The 19,022-nt window shown below is 44.5% G+C and carries 16 protein-coding genes; 6 read left to right on the forward strand and 10 right to left on the reverse strand.

Features of this window, described 5'->3' with window-relative positions; translation table 11 throughout:
- Positions 1 to 14 precede the first annotated feature (14 nt).
- From moaA to TH61_RS13070, 6 genes are all read right to left on the reverse strand, one after another.
- The gene (gene moaA / locus TH61_RS13045) at positions 15 to 1,007 is read right to left on the reverse strand and encodes a GTP 3',8-cyclase MoaA (RefSeq protein ID WP_066510103.1); all 993 of its coding nucleotides are present in this window, start codon (positions 1,005 to 1,007) and stop codon (positions 15 to 17) included.
- Between the two features lie 9 nt (positions 1,008 to 1,016).
- Entirely contained in the window at positions 1,017 to 1,427 is a 411-nt protein-coding gene (locus TH61_RS13050; RefSeq protein ID WP_066510106.1) for a molybdenum cofactor biosynthesis protein MoaE, read from the reverse strand.
- 10 nt (positions 1,428 to 1,437) lie between these two features.
- Positions 1,438 to 1,677, reverse strand: a complete 240-nt coding sequence (moaD, locus tag TH61_RS13055) for a molybdopterin converting factor subunit 1 (protein ID WP_066510108.1) — start codon at positions 1,675 to 1,677, stop codon at positions 1,438 to 1,440.
- 272 nt (positions 1,678 to 1,949) lie between these two features.
- Positions 1,950 to 2,549 carry an NTP transferase domain-containing protein gene (locus TH61_RS13060; RefSeq protein WP_066510116.1) on the reverse strand — a complete coding sequence of 200 codons (600 nt, stop codon included), beginning with the start codon at positions 2,547 to 2,549 and terminating at the stop codon, positions 1,950 to 1,952.
- Positions 2,550 to 2,552: 3 nt separating this feature from the next.
- Positions 2,553 to 3,713, reverse strand: a complete 1,161-nt coding sequence (locus TH61_RS13065; RefSeq protein ID WP_066510119.1) for an XdhC family protein — start codon at positions 3,711 to 3,713, stop codon at positions 2,553 to 2,555.
- Between the two features lie 84 nt (positions 3,714 to 3,797).
- Positions 3,798 to 5,993 (reverse strand): PAS domain-containing sensor histidine kinase, encoded by a 2,196-nt coding sequence (locus tag TH61_RS13070; RefSeq protein WP_066510122.1) that lies wholly within the window; start codon positions 5,991 to 5,993, stop codon positions 3,798 to 3,800.
- 555 nt (positions 5,994 to 6,548) lie between these two features.
- Here TH61_RS13070 and kaiC point away from each other — a divergent pair.
- Positions 6,549 to 8,015 (forward strand): circadian clock protein KaiC, encoded by a 1,467-nt coding sequence (kaiC, locus tag TH61_RS13075; protein WP_066510124.1) that lies wholly within the window; start codon positions 6,549 to 6,551, stop codon positions 8,013 to 8,015.
- Positions 8,016 to 8,074: 59 nt separating this feature from the next.
- On the forward strand, positions 8,075 to 8,362 hold the full coding sequence (locus TH61_RS13080; RefSeq protein ID WP_066510126.1) for a circadian clock KaiB family protein: 288 nt from the start codon (positions 8,075 to 8,077) through the stop codon (positions 8,360 to 8,362).
- A gap of 131 nt (positions 8,363 to 8,493) precedes the next feature.
- Here TH61_RS13080 and TH61_RS13085 read toward each other — a convergent pair whose 3' ends face one another.
- Positions 8,494 to 8,793, reverse strand: a complete 300-nt coding sequence (locus TH61_RS13085) for a hypothetical protein (protein WP_066510128.1) — start codon at positions 8,791 to 8,793, stop codon at positions 8,494 to 8,496.
- Positions 8,794 to 9,049: 256 nt separating this feature from the next.
- On the reverse strand, positions 9,050 to 10,486 hold the full coding sequence (locus TH61_RS13090) for an FAD-binding oxidoreductase (protein ID WP_066510130.1): 1,437 nt from the start codon (positions 10,484 to 10,486) through the stop codon (positions 9,050 to 9,052).
- Positions 10,487 to 11,467: 981 nt separating this feature from the next.
- Between TH61_RS13090 and TH61_RS18030 the strand changes: the two genes are divergently transcribed.
- Both TH61_RS18030 and TH61_RS13100 read left to right on the forward strand, forming a co-directional pair.
- Positions 11,468 to 12,916 carry a T9SS type A sorting domain-containing protein gene (locus tag TH61_RS18030; RefSeq protein WP_082780375.1) on the forward strand — a complete coding sequence of 483 codons (1,449 nt, stop codon included), beginning with the start codon at positions 11,468 to 11,470 and terminating at the stop codon, positions 12,914 to 12,916.
- Positions 12,917 to 13,154: 238 nt separating this feature from the next.
- Positions 13,155 to 14,393: an OmpA family protein gene (locus TH61_RS13100; protein WP_066510133.1), complete on the forward strand. Its 1,239-nt coding sequence runs from the start codon at positions 13,155 to 13,157 to the stop codon at positions 14,391 to 14,393.
- Between the two features lie 229 nt (positions 14,394 to 14,622).
- On the opposite strand, the gene TH61_RS13105 is transcribed toward TH61_RS13100, so the two are convergent.
- Positions 14,623 to 15,525, reverse strand: a complete 903-nt coding sequence (locus TH61_RS13105; RefSeq protein ID WP_066510134.1) for a CorA family divalent cation transporter — start codon at positions 15,523 to 15,525, stop codon at positions 14,623 to 14,625.
- 175 nt (positions 15,526 to 15,700) lie between these two features.
- Here TH61_RS13105 and TH61_RS13110 point away from each other — a divergent pair, with 175 nt between their 5' ends.
- Positions 15,701 to 17,869, forward strand: coding sequence for a PAS domain-containing sensor histidine kinase (locus TH61_RS13110; RefSeq protein WP_066510136.1), 2,169 nt, complete (start codon positions 15,701 to 15,703; stop codon positions 17,867 to 17,869).
- Between the two features lie 86 nt (positions 17,870 to 17,955).
- Complete coding sequence (locus TH61_RS13115; RefSeq protein ID WP_066510139.1) at positions 17,956 to 18,471, forward strand: GAF domain-containing protein; 516 nt, start codon at positions 17,956 to 17,958, stop codon at positions 18,469 to 18,471.
- Between the two features lie 59 nt (positions 18,472 to 18,530).
- Here TH61_RS13115 and TH61_RS13120 read toward each other — a convergent pair whose 3' ends face one another.
- Positions 18,531 to 19,022: a ferritin-like domain-containing protein gene (locus TH61_RS13120; protein WP_066510142.1), complete on the reverse strand. Its 492-nt coding sequence runs from the start codon at positions 19,020 to 19,022 to the stop codon at positions 18,531 to 18,533.

Consider the following 19,022-nt stretch of genomic DNA (forward strand, 5'->3'; position numbering starts at 1 on the left):
TTGCCGGCAGGTTTCTACCCGCCCAACACTGACATGGATTCATGAGCCGCAGCGCTGTGGCTGGCCTCGGCGGCGAAACCGTCTTTCTCGCGGTTGGCCACTGCCTCAACTATTGCTTGCTCAAGTTGCTCAGAACCAAGTCCTGCTCTTAATAAGTCTCTTAGGTTAGTAGCCGGCGGGCCATATAGGCAGGTTCTTAGCTCGCCGGTGGCGCCTAGTCTAATGCGGTTGCAGGTACCACAAAACGTTCTACTAAAGGAGGGGATGATGCCAAAGGAGCCGGCATAGCCAGGCACCTGGTAATTGACGGAGGTAGAGGACGGTTCGCTCTCTAGTTTTTCCAGGTTAGGGTGCGTTGAGGCAATGTGCTGGTAGATTTCGTGGTGGCTCCACTGCGGCGCTTGGAAAGAGTCACTTCCGTTAAAAGGCATCTCCTCCAGAAAACGCACCGCCAAAGGATAATCTTTCGTGAGTTCTATAAATGGCAAAATGTCTTGGATGTTCTTGTTCTCAGCGACCACGCAATTCAATTTCACTTCGAACCCGGTGTTCAGCAAGTTGAGGATTGACGCGTAGACGGCGTCAAAGCTGTCGCGGCGGGTGATCTGGAAGAAGCGTTCCCGGTCCAGCGAATCCAGGCTGATGTTGATTTTTCGGATGCCAATCTCTTGCAGGATTTTGATCTGCTTGGCATTGAGCGTGCCGTTGCTGGTGACGGTAATTTCCTCCAGGCCAGGCAGCTGGCTTAGCTTGCGCAGAAAGGGCATGATGCCGGCCCGCACAAAGGGCTCACCGCCGGTAATCCTGATTTTGGTAATGCCTAGGCTACAGAACAGGGCAGACAGGTCATACAGCTCTTCAAACGACAGCAGTTCTTGGCGCGCGGCAAAGTCCATTCCTTCCTCGGGCATGCAATAGTAGCACCTAAAGTTGCACCGGTCCGTCACAGACAGGCGCAGATAGGTGAGTTGTCTGCCGTATTTATCAATCAATTGGGGATTGTGCATGGTTGAAGGTTAGGGATGGGCATTTACCCAGATGCTGTTGTCTTGGTAATATTCTTTCTTCCAGATGGGTACCGTCTTCTTGAGCTCATCAATCAGAAACCGGCAGGCGGTAAAGGCCGCCTCTCGGTGTGCCGAGGCTACGCCAATGATCACCACCGGTTCACCTACCATTTTCTCGCCCACCGCATGCAGCATCACCAGTTTGGTGATGGGCCATTGCTGTTGAGCTTGTTGAGCCAGCTTTTGCATTTCTTTAAGGGCCATGGGCGCATAGGCCTCAAACACCAGCTTCACTACCTCCTTGCCTTGGGCATGGTTCCGGACGGTGCCCACAAACAAATCAATGCCGCCCGCTCCCGGGTCTTGCAAATACTGATAGGCCTCTTGGACCTCTACTTCGTCTACAATCTTAATCAGCATGGCATTTTTCTTAACCGCCGCTAACAGGTGGAATGAGTGCAATTTCTTGGTTAGGAAGCAGTTCTTGGGCGTCATCTGCGTAGGTACTGTCTACCGCCACCGCCAGGGAACTTAGTTTTTTCATGCCCGGGAAGTGGTCTGCCAACCAGGCTTTTAACTGGCCCACGGTCTGTATGTTTTCTTCTGGGTGTATTGTGAGGGAGTTCTGGCCCACTATCTCACGGGTAATCCCAAACAATAGTATTTCCATGTTCTTAATGTAATCTGATCATCATCCGCCATAAAACAGGGAGGAGATCAATAGTTAAATTTACTTCGGTTTGACGCGGTAATCAAATTTTAGTAATCCTTTGCCCTTTGGCAGTGTTAAATTCAAAACGCACGACCCACGTGCTTGGTATCAAAAGCTTCATTTACTCTAGCTTGAGCCATGTAATATTGTGGCAGGTTTTTTAGGAAGGGAACGCGGATATAACGTTCATTTTTGCCTTGTTTTCAGGAAAATCGGCTAAAAATGAGCAGTTAGGATGCCTCTAAATCCTGAAGTGCTTGGTAGTCTTGCTGAGTGTCAATGTCTAAGGCCGCATCAGGGAAAGGTATAGCCACTATCTTCTCTGGATACTTTGAAAGCAGTTTTTTAGCGCCTTCCTGTCCGGACAGCTGCATCAATTCATTCAATAAAGAAGCGTCAAAAAGCATGGGTGCTCCTATGGTGCCAGCATAAGAAGAGCCTACAATCTCTTTATGCGTCTGCTCTTTTGCCTGCATCATGGCATTCAATAATTCTGTGGTAATGAGCGGCTGGTCGCAGAGCATGAACAAAACATGGGTTGGAGCGGATTGAAAATCTTTTACTGCTTTCAGGCCCACTTTAATGGACGAGGCCATCCCAGATTCCCACTCCTCATTTTGCAGAAGGGAGATGTTATAGTGAGAAATCTGAGCAGTTAGGCTGTCGGCATTGGCGCCCAATACTACTAGCACCTGCTCTGCCTTAGTACCAAGAGCCGTTTCAATGGCGTGTTGCAGCAGCGTTTTTCCTTGGTAGTAGAGTTGCTGTTTGGCGTGCCCGAGCCTTGAGGAGGCACCTGCGGCCAAGATGATGATGCTTGTCGGGGCCATGCGTTAGCCTATGGGGTTTTCTAGCACAACTTCCCCTTCTGGGGCATGGATGCTTTGTTTCTTGTCCCGTAGAAAACCTCCTTGCCGTTGCGCGAAAACTGCTTTTATCTCAGAGAGAATGGATAAGGCTATCTCCTCTGGAGTTTCGGCGCCCAGGTCTAACCCAATGGGTCCATACAAGTTCATAAGCAACTTATCTGTTAGTTTTAAACCGGCATCCTGCAAATCTTGCAGGAGCAGGTTGAATTTCTTTTTGGGACCCAACACGCCTATATAAGGCAGGGAATGGGGTAGCAGCACTTTTAAGGCGGCCAAATCATAGTTGTAGTTGTGCGTCAACAAGACAACTGCGGTGTACTTGTCTAGTGTCAAATGGGTCAAAAGCGCTTCTGGTTTAGAAACTAAAATCTGCTGCGCCCAAGGAAATCTTTCTGCAGTGGCATAATTGGCCCTGCCGTCTACCACGGCTGTGTGCCAACCTAAGAGTTGGGCCATGTTCACCAAAGGCATGGCGTCGTTTCCGGCCCCACAAATCACCAGGGCTGGCGCTGGATGGATTACTTCTATAAAAGCGGTAAGCGACTGTTCTGCTAAAGCGTAGATATTGTTAATGGATTTTTCTTGATTCAAGGCAGTCTGGGCATCTTGCTCCAATTGGTGGGACAAAGCCTCTGGAACAGTCTCAGAAGCCAAAGAAATGCCAGAAGGCAGTTGCGCCAGGCAAGTCCCTGGTTGATCCGCTTTGCGGTCTTGCAAGGAAAAAAGCGTGACTAGGACCGCAGTCTGCCTTTTGGCAAGGACTTGCTGCAAAAGCGCAATGGGGTGATTGGTAATTGCTGGATTGATAGGCTCAATTAAGATATGGATGATGCCGTTACACCCCAGACCTACCCCCAGTTGCGCGTCATCCTCGTCCATGGTGTCATATTTCACCAAGGAGGGTTTGCCTTGGGCCATGGCTAAGCGCGCCTTCCGGAGTGCATCGCCCTCCAGGCACCCGCCACTGATTGCCCCGGTGAGCTGCCCGTCTTCAGATACCAGCATGCGGGCGCCGGGTCTTCTGTAGGATGATCCTTCTAACTGAACCACGGTGGCCAGGGCCGTTTGCTTTCCCGCTTTCTGGTGCATGGCAAAAGCGTGTACAATGTCCGTGATTTCTTTCATGGGCGCGGGGCAAAAACTAACTGAAACGAACCTTTAAAGTACTGATTCTACTGGAGAAGGGAAAAATGGTTTTCGGCGTAGATCCTACAACGGCGGAAGATAGATCAGGAACCTGGTGCCCACGCCAATCTGGCTGGTGACTTCAATGTGCCCGCCCATGGCATCTAAGTGGCTTTTAACCAGGTACAATCCCATGCCGCGCCCGTCCTGTTCTTTATGGAACCGCTTGTAGAGTTTAAAGATGTGGCCCCTGGCTTTTTCTGTGTCAAACCCAGAACCGTTGTCTGAAAAAGAGATGGCCGTGGCTTTCTCTTGGTTCCCGAAGCATTTGATGGAGATTTTGAGCGGTCTGTCCTCCGCCTTGTACTTGAGCGAATTGCTGATGAGGTTATGGAAGATGCTGTAAAGGTAGGCTTTGTTAGCCCTCGCAAACAGGCGCTCACTGGTCTTAATGGTTACCTCGGCGTTGGACTGGTCTAACTGCTCCTTGAAAGATGCCAGGGCTTGGTCCAGTACATCGCGCACGTCTACCTTCTCCAGCCATAGGTTCCCAGCGCTGTCTCGTACGGTTAGAATAGTGTTCATGTCCCGCAGCACCGTATCCAATTGCTGGATGCTCTGGCTAAGGTAGTCCAGGGAAATGTCAAAGGCCTTGGAGTTTTTGTCTGCCTGGCTCATGAGCTTGGTGATTCCCAGCGCATTAGAAACTGGCGACCGTAGGTTATGGGAGACAATGTAGGTAAACTTCTGCAGGTCGCTGTTCTGGCGGTACAAGTCATCTGCCAGCTTGGATAACTCCATCTCTGAGTTCTTAAGGTCTGTGATGTCTGTCTGTACCACCACATATGAAGTCAGTTCTCCTTTGTCATTGAAGATGGGAGAGATGTCCACGGAGAGCCACACGTCTGTGCCGTCTTTTCGGCCATTGGGGGCTTTAAAGGAGACCAACTCGCCTTTGTATAAATTTTCCCACGGCGGAGAAGCGTCTGTGTTTTGAGTATTATGGCTTTTTAAAAGGTGTTTGGGTTGTTGGCCAAGGGCTTCAGCCATGGTGTAGCCCATGAGTCTGGTAAAACCTACATTCACCCACTGAATGCGCCATTCACTGTCACAAATGAGCACCCCGTTTTTGGTTTTGCTGGCAACAAGTGCTAGCCTTTCCAGTTCTTGTTCGTTGTGTACCTGGTCCGTGACATCTTGCAGGATGCCAATAAAGCGCACCAATTTCCCTGCTTCTGAAAAGATTGGGGTAATGCCCATGGCAATGAATATCTCCTTGCCATCTTTGGTGTAATTGGTGAGCGTGGCATTAAACGGTTCTTGCTTGTGAAGCATGTCACGGATGTAACCTACCGTGGCTTGGTCTGTTTTAGGGCCTTGCATGAGTACCCCCGGCTTTTTGCCTACCATGTCTTCTAAGGTAAAGCCCATTAAATGGGTAAAGCCTTTGTTAACCCACTCCGTAATGCCATTGGCATCTGTGATGACCACCCCTTGGGTAATCTGGCTAGCCACCAATGCCAGTTTCTCTAGTTCTTCTTTGGTTTCTACAAACTCAGAGATATTATCAAAGTAGATGGATAGGCCTTCTTGAGAGGAGTATGCTTTGATTTTAAACCATTTCCCTAAGCCTCTGTGGTAGGTAGTAAAGGTAGCCGTGTTCCCTGTGTTCATCGCCTTGTATAGATGGGTATACGAAACTCCTCCAATGGCTTCTGGGAAAACCTTCCACAAAAACTCTCCATTGTGCAGGTGACGGTCTATGGGCAACAAACGCTCTGCTTCTTTATTGAAAAACGTAATCCGCCAATTGTTATCCACTATCAGCAAAGCGTCTGTGATACTTTCAAAAAGAGCATTCAGCTTCTGATTCTGCCTTTCTATGGTATAGGACGCCTCCACAATAGAAGAGATGTCACGGGCCATGGAGTACATTGTGGCGTCTTCCTCTGACCAAACAGAAGACCATTGCACCGTCAATACATGTCCGTCTTTGTGCACGAGTCGGTTTTGAAAGTCCTTTCGTTTGGTGCCTGACATGAGCTCCTCTACCACCGCAATGGTTTTGGCAATGTCTGCTGGATAGATGAACTCTGTGAAATGCTTGTTAATTACTTCTTCAGGGCGGTATCCAATGATGTCTAGGCTGGCATCGTTTATAAAAGTGTAAACACCATTGTAGTTTAAAGTGCATACCATGTCCAGGCAGACCTGCGCAAATTTCGGCCAATTGATGGTGCTATTTCCCATCTGCACAATATCTCTACTTTTCTCTCTCACAACACACCCCTTTGTTTTATAGAACGAAGTATGTCCTTGATTGATTGGCTTTTACTGGAAAATAATTGAGCGTTAGCAAGAAATGCTATTTCTATAATTTTCCGATGCAATGTCTCCAGTAAATGGAGAGGTGAGTGTGACGAAAGAAAAGGAATAAGAGAGGTTTAATTACCAAGAGGTGCCGATTTTGGCTTGTTTTCTGGAAAGTAGTCCAAAATCGAGGTTAGTAATTTATTAGGGAAATAATACTGCCGAAGCGAAGATAAAGCAGATAGGTATAAATTCTGAGGTGAGGATATCTACATAAACGGCTCTTCTTTTCTTGGTGGCATTATATCCAAGTAGCTGAGCATAGGGAGAATAAGGTTGAACCGTAAGTAATATCATCTCTCTTCCGGTTTAAATCTACCTTTCACGTATAAGCACATATATAAGCGGTGTATCCAGCTACAGTTCAATGTTAAGAGAGCAAAATTAAGCTCTTCTCCTTTCCCTAAGGTCTTCCTTCAGGCCAAGGCCGCCTTTGTCCAAATTCCACTCAGCTCTAATTTCAGTATGATTCTCAAGAAACTAATTACCGGCATTGCCGCATTTGACCATATCTCAGAGGGTGGCCTGCCATTAGGCAGAACCACGCTTGTCACCGGCAGCACGGGCAGCGCTAAAACTCTTTTTGGTGCTCAGTTCCTAGCCATGGGTATCATGGAGTTTGACCAACCTGGCGTTTTCGTGACGTTTGAAGAGCACCCAGATGACATACGAAGCAACTTGAGAAGCTTCAACTGGGACATAGATGCTTGGGAAAAGGCAGGGAAATGGGTGTTTGTAGACGCTTCGCCCAAAGAAGAGGATACAATAGCCGTGGGTGAGTTCAACTTGAACGCGTTTCGTGTACGGTTAGAACATGCCATTGCCAAAACCAAGGCGAAGCGGGTAGTAATTGATTCTATAGGCAGCGTTTTCTTACAATTTCCGGAAGAGACATTCACCATCAGGAGGGAGCTCTCCAAGATTGTGATGGCGTTGAGGCGGTTGCAAGTAACTTCCATCATTACGGCAGAGCGTACCGAGGAGTACGGGAAGATTTCAAGGTACGGGGTGGAGGAGTTCTTGACAGACAACGTCATCATTCTAAGGAATGTGCTCAGCAATGAAAAACGCCGCCGCACCATTGAAATCCTAAAGTTTAGAGGAAGCAATCATGTGAAAGGAGAGAGCCCTTTCACCTTGACCCCAGAACGGGCAGTGGTGATTGTGCCCCTTTCTGCCATGCGCCTTGATCATAAATCTTCTAACAAAAGGATACCTTCAGGTGTACCGGCGCTAGACGAAATGTGCGGGGGTGGCTTTTTTAGGGATTCACTCATTCTAATCTCTGGCGCTACAGGGGCGGGTAAGACGCTTATGGTTTCCAGTTTTATAAACGGCATGGAAGATGAGAAGGAAACCGGTCTTATCATGGCTTTTGAAGAAAGCCGGGAGCAGTTGTTCCGTAACTCAAAGGCCTGGGGACAGGATTTGGAAAAGCTAGAAAAGGATGGCCGGCTCAAAGTAGTATGCATTTATCCAGAGGTTGCTTCATTAGAAGAACACCTAGTCCACATCCAGGAACTGGTCAAGGAATTGAAGCCTTCACGCATTGCGATAGACAGTATATCTGCACTTACCCGAAATCCGTCTGATAGCGGGTTTCAGGAGTTTATAACCGCGCTAACGGCCTTCTTGAAACACGAGGAAATCACTTGCCTGTTCACTGCCACCACTCCTATGCTCACTGGAGGCACCTCGGTCACGGAAGGCAGCATTGCCACCATCACAGACACCATCATTTTACTGCGTTACGTGGAGAAGCCCGGAAATATGCTCCGTTGCCTCTCTGTCCTGAAAATGCGCGGGACTAACCATGATTCTTCCATTAGAAGGTATTCTATAGACGGCGCCGGCATAAGAATAGGGGAGCCTCTGGAAATACTTAGTGGAATATTGAGTGGTAACCCAGTCGTTATCAGCCAGAATGAATAGAGAAACGCCATTACGGCAGCTGCCGGATAAATTTTTGGCAGCGAAACAAAACAGCAACAATGGCTAAATATAGAATACAGCTTTATATAAGCGGCGAGACGCAGACCACCATCAAGGCCAAGGGGATGATGGACAGTATCTGCACAGATCACCTTAAGGGAGACTGTGATATAGAAGTGATTGACATCTTAGTTGATCCGGAGAAAGCTGAGGAGGAGGGAATCATGGCCATTCCTACATTGATTAGAAAATCACCTTTGCCAGAGATTAGACTTATAGGTGCTTTGACCATCAAAACCAGAATCATTACAGGCCTTGGGATTGAGATGGAGGATGTAGAAGGGTAGGTACCTTAACATGATCCTAGATACATCACCAAATGCATATTTCCTTAAAAAGAGTAAGCAATAAAAGCATTCTATTCTGCGCAAGCCATTATTACCTAAAACCCCGGTTCATCCGGGGTTTTTAATTATTGTTAAAGATTACTTTCCCTTAAATAATACCAGATGACCGCCTTGGCAAATCCAACGCCTTCTTCTACTGTGCCGCGTTCAATCTGTTGCTTTGCAAACTGCATTTTTATTCTGCAATAGTTGACAACGTGGTCATAATGGTTCTCGGTGGGTTTGTGGGCAGTCAAATCCTCAAATACCTTAAGGGAACGGTCAATACAAAGAAGGTTCTCTTGCATGAAGCCAGATTTACCCTCGTTCAGCACTTCCATATCGCCAAGGATGGTGCGCAAAGCATATACACTCTTCTCAGAATATGGCATTTAATTTACCTGTAGATTATGGCTGCGGTGTTGCCTCCATTAGTGTAAATCAAATGTACTGCTATTAAATGTTGTGATTTTGGAAAAGGTGATGGTATAAATACTGATTTATTTATTGACGTGATAACTAATGGACATAGGTCCTTTGCCTATGTACTTAATTGAATCAATGAAGGTAAAGCATACATGCGATTATGCTTCTTATGGTAGTATCAATAAGCTAATTGCGAAACATATTATACTTCACCAATAAAGACTAACTCATGGCTACTTTCCTAGGGGCAATGTTCTGGTTGGATCTAAAGAGGTTGTCAGGGTCATATTTGGTTTTCACTTCTACCAGGCGTTTATAGTTGGCGCCGTAGGCAGCCTTTATTCGGTCTGTTTCTTCTTCTGTGAGAAAGTTGACATAAACCCCGCCCGTTGCATACTCAGCTGTCTCCCGGAAGAAATTGCGAGACCAGGTAATGCAGGCTTCGTCTTCTGCAGGTGTTTCCCAGCGACCGTGTACGTTCATAATGAAATTGGAATCACGGTGAGGGTAGGCCGTTTCTTCTTCGCCAATTCTGTTCATCTGTCCTCCTACCAGGCCAATAAAAATTTCTGTATGAGGAGATGGCAGCTTGTTCACGTATTCAATTACTTTGTCTAGCAATCCATCACTAAGGGTTTGGAAATTGTGTGACTTCCAATAGTTACGGGCACCTGCCGTTAATAATGGATCAAACGTTTTCTGCCAAGCGGCATAAGTATGGGGGCCTATCACGTCAGCAATAGGGCTTCCGAAGTTGCGTAATGGTTGTAGAATCCGTTCCCCTTCGCCAATATCTCCATTATGGAAAGCAGCAAGCACCACTACTGGTTTGCCATGGAATTCTGTAGGTATAAAAGGGAGGGGTGGAGCGAGCCGCATCACGGTCCAGACTGCGGTTTCGTCAGGCAAATCTGCCACAAACGCGCGGTAAAACTGTAGAACTTGCTTTGCATTATCAAATGGATGCACAATAAGCCCAGAGAGTATTTCTGGCCCTACTGGATGGAGCTGAAACTCAAAGGACGTCACAACCCCAAAATTACCGCCACCACCCCGAATAGCCCAAAATAAGTCTTGATTTGACTCCTTGCTTGCTTGGACTAGTTGCCCATCTGCTGTGACAACATCAGCTGAAAGTAAGTTGTCTATGGTCATGCCATACTTCCGGCTGAGCCAGCCAAATCCGCCACCAAGGGTAAGGCCAGAAATGCCGGTAGTGGAGTTGATGCCGGTTGGGGTGGCCAACCCGAAGGCTTGGGCCTCATGGTCAAAGTCTGCTAGCGTGCAACCTGGTTCTACCCGTGCAGTGCGTCTCATAGGATCAATATGCACCGAGTCCATTGGCTTTAGATCTATCATCAGGCCTCCTTCACATACAGCGCTCCCAGCAATATTATGACCACAGCCACGTACAGATATTCGCATCTCATGCTTTTTTGCAAAGTTGACTGCCTGCACCACATCTGCTGCGCCGTGGCATCGGACAATTAACCCGGGTCGGCGATTAATCATACCATTCCAAATTGCCCTAACCTCATCATACTGAGTTGAGGAAGGAGTAACGAGTTCACCATGCAGGCTTTCTGAGAAGCTGGAGATTTCTTCTTCGGAAAGCTCAGTGGTAGAACCGTCAATCTTGCTGATGACATACTTGTTCATTTTACCTTCTTGCTTTAGTTTATTATCACGTTGAAGTCAAGGTGTACTAATTAACCTTGGGGGAGGCAATTGAAAGGAAGTAGTATTCTTAATTATAGTACGAAATTTTTGATAGTTATGGCTTGGTTAGTGAAAGGTGTTGCGGGTTTATTTATATATTAGTAATGAAATACTTAATTTATAAAGTAGTTGATAATAGATATATTTAAATTATTAATAATAAATTAGTTTAAGTGATTATTTAACTAGCCTCTTCTTTTGGTGTAGGTGTTGCAGGTGTTACAAATCCAGGTCTTAATTTATTTAAATACACTTCTTCTTCAGTTTGTTTGATAGGAAAATATTGAATACAGTGATGCTGTTGTGTGTTATTTATAACAAATATGAAGATTAGTATTTTGCTGCAAAATATTTGTTATTTGTGACCAAACTTTCCTTAGTGAAATAAGTATAAACCTGTAGAGTTGGTATAAATACTTACTTTACGAGGACCCCTCTATCAATCCCCCCGATGAGGAAGAAAGGAACCGAGCCATACTAGTTGTCGGTTTTATACAAGCCATTGAGCGGTTAAAGCTGTTTGTAGCTGCTACTAATCAATTTCCAAGCTTGCGAGACTTTGTCTAAAAAAATTCATGCATTTTATTTGGCATCCTGTACAGAAAAATTAACTGTCTAGTGGTTTTAATACTTAGGACGTAATTCTAATTACTTAGAATATTTTTTTTGTTATGCCCTCTATCGCAGGCCTTATCCTGCTCTATCTTGCTTTTCTATTTAAATCCTATTTTATTTTAATTGCTACCCTAAGGTCATAGCCAGTAGGCAGTTTCTCAATTGATTTCATGGTAATAATCAATTGGTGGTTTTTTTAAAACTATCCTAGTTATTCTTTTGCTAAAAAATATATTTGTTGCTATTGGGTTATGTGAGTTATTTGCTTTTATGTCATAATAATGAAATGAATTAATACTCAACATTATGGAAAATCTTTCCTTATCATATCTAACTCTTTGCTCTGCCGGATACAGCGGTAATTGTAAAGAGTCCCAAGTAAAGACTGTCACGTTTTGGAAAACAGCATTGGCCTTTATAGGTCTTTTACTAGTTGCATTCACCTCTTCTGCCCAAGTGGTACTACCTCCTGAAAGCAGATGTACCTCTAAAGATCTTGAGCTGGTTGACGCTTTTCTGGACGTGCCTGCCTGCCAGTCCTGTGATCCAGGTGATTTAATAACCGCCCCATTGAAACTTTCCATTGCCAACAAGACAGGATCTACCCGAACTAGCTTCGCCTTTTGGGGAGATATTGTCATCAAAAGCAGTTACGGAAATGTGGTCTATCAAGCCCAGATAACAGGCTGTAAGGGCCCTATCATTAAAACTGACACTACTACACTGCCCTTTGAAGTAATTGTCATTGAAGTAAAAATTGATTCGACTAACTCTGGTTCTGGGATAAGTGGTACGCAGATTTCTTATGAGTGTGGCTCTACCATAGACCTCACCAACTTGTTCCTGGCCTGGACGGACGCCTCCCCAAAAAGTACTTGTAGTACTTTGAAATCTAATCTCATTGCCCCTAAATGTGGAACCTTGCCTGCCATTGCAGTATCTACCGGTTTAACAGCCTCTTCTGTACCCACCAATGTAACGTGCTCTGGCGATGGCAATGGAGCAATTGACTTATCAATATCTGGTGGTTCAGCTCCTTATACTTACGCCTGGGTAGCTTCTAATGGTGGTGTTATCCCAACAGGACAAGAGGATAACCAAGACCTGACGGATCTTGTGCCTGGTACATATGTATGTACTGTGACAGATGGAAGCGGATGCCAGGCAACTAGTTCTGAAACAATCACTCAGCCAGATGAAGTCTTGAGGCCTGCTGTCACCGTGGTGGAACCATCTATTTGCGCACTTGTCCCATACGGCACGGTGACAGTAACCTCCCCGCTGGGTGCAGATTATGAGTATAGCAATGATGGGGGAAATGACTGGCAAGACAGCGTCACTTTCCATGTGAATGCCGGCGCCGGGTTCAGTATTACAGTAAGGAGTAAGAGCAGTGGTTGCGTATCTCCTGCAACAGATTGTGATAACTACCAATCAACAGACAGGGTGGTTCCAACTTCTATAAAAGCACCCAATTCCTCAGGTCCCCTTAAAGAGGAGATGATGGTCGCTTACCCTATTCCGTTCAGTGATAGAACAACAGTGGAGTTTAAGTCTAAGAAGGGTGAAGAATACGTGATCAACCTTTATGATATGAGCGGCACTATGGTAAAACAACTGAAATCTGGCAAAGCCAAAGCGAATGAAGTCGTCAAGGTAGAAGTTGATGGAAGAGGCATACAAGAGGGAGTATACCTGGCTCGCAAAATTAGTAAGTCAGGGGTGAGCTCTGTCAAGCTACTTAAAAAGAACTAACCAAGTATATTAACTAAACAGGAAGGCGTCAGCGAAATAAATATTTGCTGACGCCTTCCTGTCTTAATGTAGTTAGTTAAAGTGAATTGTATAAGCTTAAAGGAAATTAGACTACAATGGTAAAATGCTGGTTGTTAGGAAGTTGAATAATTGAAATTTGTAACATTTCGTAACCAAATTGTATCATTTAGGTTTAAGATATAAATGGTATTGTTACAATATAAATAAGTTAAATGTTATGGCAGATTTACTAGATACCTTACGAGGATATATTACCCCAGACCTCATTTCAAGAACTAGCAGCCAATTAGGTGAAAGTGAACCTGCAACTGAAAAGGCATTTAATGGTGTCCTCCCAACCGTATTAGGTGGATTGGTGCACCGCGCTTCTGAACCGGGTGGAATAGGTTCTATCTTTAACCTCATCAGGCAGAGCGGTGACAGCGCCTTAAATAATCTTACTAATACCGTACCTGGTGCTCCAGATGGTACTTTACCTGCCGGTAATCAATTCTTATCCTCTATTTTTGGCAACAACCAGAGCGGAATAAGCAATGCGCTAAGTTCTTATGCGGGTATTAAATCTACTTCGGTAACTGCCATCCTTAGCTATATTGCTCCTTTGGTTTTAGGCTTTTTGGGTAAAAAAACCCAAGAGGATAGGCTAGATGAAGCAGGTTTTAGCAGTTACTTAAATAGCCAGAAATCAAGTATTATGAACGCTCTGCCTGCAGGCATTGGTAGTCTGTTGGGTATTGGTGGATTGGGCGGTGCGGCTGCTACGGCTGCTTCTCATTTTGACCGACCAACGCACGCTACTGCGAGTGAAAGAATTCATGCCACCACGCCTGTTCCAGAGAAAAAAACTAATTGGCTTTGGCCATTAATCTTGGGGCTTGCTGCCATCCTGTTGTTGTTCTTTGGTTTACGAAGCTGCAATGATGAACCTGAAACCGAGACTGTAACCACTGAGACAGTAACTACAGAAACGGAAACCGCAGAGCCCATTGACAATGCTTCTGGTCTTACTGAAAGAGAGATACCAGGAGGAGTAAGGCTTAACATATCGCCAAATGGGATAGAAAGTAAATTGATTGCCTTTATTGAAGACGGTAGTAAATCTCCAGATAAAACCAGCTGGTTTAGTTTTGATCGTTTGAATTTTGAAACTGGCAGCGCTCGTATTCAGCCTCAGTCACAAGAACAGATTGATAACATAGCGCAAATTCTCAAAGCCTACCCAAATGTTTCAATTAAGATAGGTGGCTATACAGATAATGTAGGGCAGCCGGCTTCTAATCTTACGCTCTCTCAGAACAGAGCAATTGCGGTGAAAGATGCTATCCAAAAACTTGGGATTGATGCTTCACGGTTAGAAGCCGAAGGATATGGTGAACAGCACCCAGTAGCAGACAATACCACAGAAGAAGGTCGTGCCCGAAACAGACGCATTGATGTGTTAGTCACCAAGAAGTAAGCAAATTGTAACCTGCAGATTAGTAATTGCTTTCACCTTACTTCAGGGAGTTTTTGTAAAAATTTAGAATCCGGTTTTAGAATAATTATCACTGAAGGATAATCCATAATTTAATAACATTGAGGTAAAAAAGCCCGTCAGTCTATTCTGACGGGCTTTTTAAATTTTATATTGAAAAATTTCTTCCAAAGCTCAATTAGCTGATTCTTAGAATAAGTAATGAATAGGGTTATAACCAACGCTTCCGCTTAAACCAAAGAAATATTACTAATGACACAGCTCCCATTATGCCAATGACCGCAGGGTAACCTAACCGCTGCTTAAGTTCAGGCATAAACTCGAAATTCATGCCGTATATACCGGCAATGAAGGTAAGTGGTAAGAAGAATGCTGAAAATAAGGTAAGCACGCGCATCACCTCATTTGTTTTTTGTGAAGAAAGGGATAAGTAGGTGTTGATGAGGTTGTTAGTTCCTTCATTTACCTCTTCAAATTGAGTCTCTAGATGAACATGTAGGTCTTCTGTGTCTTGTAAGGAAGTTGGTTGAAAAGCACCTTGCCGCATGCCTCCTAACACTGATTCTGTTAACCTAAGTACACGGCGGCATACCGCTCCTTTGCGCTTAAGATGGTAAAGGCCTTTTATTAAGGGAGGCATCTTTTCGTTGAGAAAAGTCTTGGCCTCATAATAGTCTAACTCCTCAGCCAGCCGATAAGAGGGTGTCTCATAACTCCGCAGAGAGGCTTTTACTAATTTAGGTACTAAATCTGCGGGAGATTTTACGATAGAAGTCATCACATACTTTTCCCGCACAGACTCAATCATTTGGGAGGAGTTGCGGTGAATAGTAATCAGAAATGCTCCTGATTGAAAAATAGCCACTTTGTTAGTGATTTCTTGAATGGTGTCTGCTTCTCGGTGGGCTTGAGCGTCATATACCCGCAAAATCAAGAAGTTTATGTCTCCAATACTTTCAAACTTAGGGAGGTGTTCTGGCTGAAGGGAGTCAATCACTGAGGTTTTAGGTAGCTTATAGAATTCAGCTACTTCTAACAATTCTTTTTCAGAGGGGCTTTCCAAGTCAATCCATTGCCAAGTGGTAGAAGGATCTGATATTAAAGATTTTTTCATCACTAAGTATTATCAAGGATTGGTTTAGTTGTTAAGCAAAAATAAGCCCTTCCTAGTTATTAGCTGCTATGCTTTCTACCTATTGCGGGTAAAACTTTTATTTGCAAAATGCACTATATTACGATGCGTCATAACGCTGTTGGTCCTAGTTTTTTTACTACCTGATTAAACTACTTTGAAGAGTTATCTGAATACAGCTGCATGGGGCAAGTTGGCGTATTATTCCCAAGATCTACTTTGTGTCACAGACAAAGAGGGGAAATTTCTCCATTTAAACGGGGCCTGCCATCAAATCTTGGGATATACCAAAGAAGAGATGGTAGGCCACTTGTATTCAGAATTCCTTTTCCCTGAAGACTTACTCTTATCAGAGCAAACACGCTTACATCAATTTAAGACCTCCCGGAATATAAGCTATGAAAACAGGTATGTTCATAAAAATGGGCAGATAGTACACTTGCTATGGTCTACAACTTGGTCTGAGGAGGAGGAGGTATTTTACGCGGTAGGACGCAACAACACCGAGCTCAAGGAAAGCAGGTTGAAACTACAGGAAAGTGAACAGAAATTTAAAGCCCTGTTTGAGAACAATCCAGACATCATATTTCTTGAAAACACGCAAGGAGAACTTACAGATGTGAATATTAAATTCTGTGAGATTTTAGAAATTGACAAAGAGCAAGTGCTTGGGAAGAAGATGGTAGATTTTTTGCCTCCAGACATCGCTTCGCTTGAATCCTCTAGTTTTCAGGAAGCCTTAACCGATAAGACTGTTAATTTCATACAGGATTGGTTAACCAAAACAGGAGAAGTCCTGACTTTTGAAGTTGAAAGGATTCCCATTAAAATAGGTCATAAAATCGTTGGTGTACAGACGATTGCCGTTGATATAACAACCAAGGTGCGGGCGTATGAAACTATCCAAAATCAGGCCCATAAACTTAATGTAACGTTAGAGAGCATCACAGATGCTTTCTTGACGGTGGACAAAAATTGGCGAATCACTTACCTCAACAACGAAGCAGAATCTGTTCTCCCTTTTAACAGAGAAAAAGATATTGGGGTCAGCATTTGGGACATATTTCCTGAGGAGGTGGGTGGGGAATCCTACACCCACTATCAAAATGCGGTAGCAACTGGACAAACTGCCAATTTTATCACCCATCTTAAGGAGTATGGTAAATGGTTTAGGGTCAAAGCCTATCCGTATGAAGACGGCCTCTCCATTTACTTTGATGATATAACGCAGCAAGTGCTTAGCCAGCATGAACTGGAAAAGCTATCCTTGGTGGCTAGTAATACTACCAACGGAGTAATGATTGCCAATAGGGAGTGGGAGATTGAGTGGGTTAACAAAGGGTTTACCCGGCTCACAGGTTTCAGCCCGGAAGAAGCAATCGGTAAAAAGCCAAGTGAATTTTTGCATACCTCCAACACAGATCAAAACTCCTTTGAACAGGTAAAAGATAAATTACTTGCAGGAGAGGCCGTGTTCTATGAACTGCAGATAGCAAAAAAATCAGGAGAAGACCTATGGCTGAATATTGACATAAGTCCCATTTTGGATGAGGATGGTCAGATAAAGCGGTTTATAGGGATACAGACAGACATTACCGCCCTTAAAAGGTCAGAGCTTGAACTTTCACATTTAGCCAAAGATCTTTATGTGCAAAATAGTGACCTGCAGCAATTTACGTACATAGTGTCACACAACTTGCGGGCGCCCGTGGCCAATGTTATGGCCCTGTCAGACCTGCTTTTAAGTTTAGACAAAGGATCTGAAAAGTTTGATAAATCACTTAACTACCTTCGTTTGAGTGCTTATGAATTGGACAACGTCATGCGCGACATGAACACCATACTTAGCATTAGAGATAGCAAAGGCAATCTTGAAAGAGAAGAGTTTCTATTGGTAGATTTAGTGACTCAGGCCTTGTCTCCCTTTAAAGAGGTGGTTGAAAAGGCGGGAGATATGGTGAGCTTGAATATTCCTGAAAACTTTACTGTGCGTACAAACAAGGCTTACCTATACAGCATATTTTACAACCTCTTCTCAAATGCAGTAAAATACAAAGCCCAGGATAGGCGGCTTGAGATTAAGATCAAATGCTTCGGAACGCTGCAAGATGGTACTGTCATATCCTTTTCTGACAACGGAAGAGGGTTTGACCTTGACAAGGCAGGAGGAGACGTATTTAAACTCTATAAACGATTTCATCATAACATTGAGGGGAGAGGTATGGGGCTCTTTTTAGTAAAATCTCATCTAGATGCTTTGGGGGGGCATGTTGAAGTGAGTAGTCAACCTGGCAAGGGTACAAGGTTCTTAATACACCTTCCATAGTGACATAGCTTACACCCAATTTCTTGCGCAATCGTATAACCTAAGCCTTGGAAATTCATCCTAGGGTGAGAATTAAGGGTAGATATATGTGTAAGAGACCCAATGATCCTTATAATACTGTTGAAGAACAGACCAGGCTAGAAAAGCTTTATGGCTACAGCGCCATTGATGATTATGAGCTTTCAGGCACTTTCAAACATGTAGCCAGTTTGGCAGCGCGCATCTTTGATGTACCACTTGCGTTCGTGAATTTTGTAGATAAAGAGAATGTGCTGATTAAGGCTAGTATTGGAGCTGATGGGGTAGAAAGTATTTCCAGAGAAATAGGGTTATGCTCCCTGGCCATCCAGCAGGAAAAAGTGACCGTGATCAAGAATGCCAAACTGGATCCACTTTTCTTTTCTAATCCAATTGTGCACGGGGACTTTGGCATGCAATTTTACGCTGGCGCTCCTATCCGGACTCCAGATGGTTTTAACATTGGGGTAGTGGCCGTGGCAGACCGGAAACCTAGGCATTTTACAGCGGAGCAAGAGGAATTATTAGAAGAGTTAGCATCCTTGGTCATGGATGAACTGGAAGAGTGGCAGTCCAAAAAATAGTATAAAGCAAAAAGCCCAACCTTTTAAGGTTGGGCTTTTTGCTTTAGTCCTTGTCTAAACTATTCTGCTTTCTGGTTGATATATCCTTTGGCAAGCTTGTTCAAGAGGGTGTCCGTTTTCTGTTCCTCCTCAAGAGTTTGTCTCAATAGTTGTGCGGCTTCTGGGTGGCCCAAGCGCTCTGCGTAGTGTGCTGCTGTACCATATCCAGCAATCTCATAATGCTCAATGCGTTGTGCAGAAGCAATTAGGCCCGCATCTTTCACTTCTGGGCTAGCGTCTTCTTCTATGGTCTCTTCACCTTCTTCAACCAAGCCTTCCATGGCTTTACACTTAATGCGACCTGGGCTAATGCCAATAAGCTCACAAACTTTTTCAAGACGGGCTTTCTGCTCTTTTGTTTCTTCTAAGTGGGTCTCAAAAGCTTTTCTAAGCTTAACGTCTTCGGTGGCTTTCGCCATTTTAGGAAGTGCCTCTATCAGTTGCTTTTCAGCACTGTACAGGTCTTTTAACTGGTGTTCAAACAGGTCTTCTAAGGTTTTTAATTTAGCCAT

The sequence above is a fragment of the Rufibacter sp. DG15C genome (assembly GCF_001577755.1).
Lineage (GTDB): Bacteria > Bacteroidota > Bacteroidia > Cytophagales > Hymenobacteraceae > Nibribacter.